The organism is Cellulomonas sp. NPDC057328, from assembly GCF_042667215.1.
Taxonomy (GTDB): Bacteria; Actinomycetota; Actinomycetes; order Actinomycetales; family Cellulomonadaceae; genus Cellulomonas.
The window spans coordinates 1-1,351 of the sequence record NZ_JBHUZW010000219.1; the positions used below are offsets into that span (position 1 = coordinate 1).

General features: G+C 75.6%; 1 protein-coding gene. It reads right to left on the minus strand.

Annotated features, from left to right (window positions below; genetic code table 11):
- Positions 1-53: 53 nt before the first annotated feature.
- Complete coding sequence (gene aroC / locus ACFUMH_RS19085; RefSeq protein ID WP_378209218.1) at positions 54-1,244, minus strand: chorismate synthase; 1,191 nt, start codon at positions 1,242-1,244, stop codon at positions 54-56.
- Positions 1,245-1,351: the final 107 nt, after the last annotated feature.

The following is a 1,351-nucleotide window of genomic DNA, read 5'->3' on the forward strand; positions in this document are numbered from 1 at the left end:
GTGTATAAGAGACAGCGGTCGGGGCGTCCCCGACCGCCGCCCGGTGGACGCCGTCAGCGCAGCAGCTCGGGTACCGCCGCGAGGTACGCGTCGAGGTTGCGCCGCACCTCGGCCACCGAGTCGCCGCCCGACTTCTCGAGCAGCGTCTGGGCGACGACGAGCGCGACCATCGCCTCGGCGACGACCGCCGCCGGCGGCACCGCGCACACGTCGGAGCGCTGGTGCTGCGCCTTGGCCGCCTCGCCGGTGGCCGTGTCCACCGTGTCGAGGGCCCGCGGGACGGTCGAGATCGGCTTCATCGCGGCGCGCACTCGCACGACCTCGCCGTTCGACATGCCGCCCTCGATGCCGCCCGCACGGTTGGTGCGGCGCACGATCCGCCCGGACGCGTCGCGCTCGATCTCGTCGTGCGCCTGCGAGCCGCGGCGGGCCGCCGTGCGGAAGCCGTCACCGACCTCGACGCCCTTGATCGCCTGGATGCCCATGAGCGCCGCCGCGAGGCGTGCGTCGAGGCGGCGGTCGCCGTGCACGTACGTGCCGATGCCGGACGGGAGCCCGTGCACGAGCACCTCGACGACGCCGCCGAGCGTGTCGCCGTCCTTGTGGCACTCGTCGATCTCGGCGACCATCGCCGCCGACGTCTCCGCGTGGAAGCAGCGCACGGGGTCGGCGTCCAGCGCGGCGACGTCGTCCGGCGTCGGCAGCGGCGCGTCGTCCGGCACGGCGACCGGGCCGATGCCCACGACGTGCGACACGAGACGCACGCCGGCGGCCTGCTCGAGGAAGTGCGCGGCGACCGTGCCGAGCGCGACGCGCGTGGCCGTCTCGCGGGCGCTCGCGCGCTCGAGGACGGGCCGGGCGTCGTCGAACCCGTACTTGCGCATGCCGACGAGGTCCGCGTGGCCGGGCCGCGGCCGCGTGAGCGGCGCGTTGCGCGCCCGGTTCAGCAGCGCCGGGTCGTTCACCGGGTCGGCGGCCATCACGTCGACCCACTTGGGCCACTCGGTGTTGCCGATCTCGATCGCGATCGGGCCGCCCTGCGTCAGGCCGTGGCGCACGCCGCCGAGCAGGCGCACCTCGTCCTGCTCGAACTTCATGCGCGCGCCGCGGCCGTAGCCGAGCCGGCGCCGCGCGAGCGCGGCCTGGATGTCGGAGGTGCGGACCTGGACGCCGGCCGGGAGGCCGTCGAGGATGCCGACGAGCGCGGGACCGTGCGACTCGCCGGACGTCAACCAACGGAGCATGAGGGGGATCCTCCCACGAGGGCGCGCCGGGTCGGGCGCGCCGTCCAGGTGCCGTGACGGGACGGGTCGCGACGAGAAGGCAGACGGCCCGCGCGACGTGGTCGCGC

Coding starts and splice junctions, on each gene's coding strand:
- aroC (WP_378209218.1), bottom strand. CDS start 1,244: ATGCTCCGTTGGTTGACGTCCGGCGAGTCGCACGGTCCCGCGCTCGTC.